1 protein-coding gene is annotated in these 446 nt (G+C 37.4%); it reads left to right on the forward strand.

The window, feature by feature from the left end:
• Positions 1 to 203 precede the first annotated feature (203 nt).
• A partial coding sequence (locus AB4486_RS27705) for a hypothetical protein (RefSeq protein WP_372120011.1) occupies positions 204 to 446 on the forward strand: 243 nt, incomplete at its 3' end.

The raw sequence follows: 446 nt of genomic DNA on the forward strand, positions 1-446 counted from the left end.
TTTGGGTGCTTGTATTGTGATACTACCGCGCAGGAAGCAAGCTAAAACATTATAAATGCCTAAAGTAATAGCCTGAGGTACTAAATCGCACCACATAGTAACTTACTGATATTCATTAAGATACTATATAACTTCCCGACATGTGCTATCATATGCGCTCTAACTACTAAACACAAAAACGAACTATATTCAAGGAAATGGTGTTGGTTGATCAAAGTGTAAATGCAGGTGTTACAGCACAGCAGGGCTTTGCGTTGCAGCGAAATATGGCTCTTTTCTTAATTCTGGATAACTACGATAGCAAATTTGACGGGACAAAATACTTTCTATCTCTTGAACATTTAGAGGATATATTGTTTTGTTATCTTGACGATCATGGCCATGCAGTTAAAGTTGAGACGTATCAATCGAAACAGAAGTCCGTTGGTAGTTGGTCAATTGATAGT

Source organism: Vibrio sp. 10N.222.55.C6 (genome assembly GCF_041473395.1).
GTDB classification, from domain to species: Bacteria; Pseudomonadota; Gammaproteobacteria; order Enterobacterales; family Vibrionaceae; genus Vibrio; species Vibrio crassostreae_C.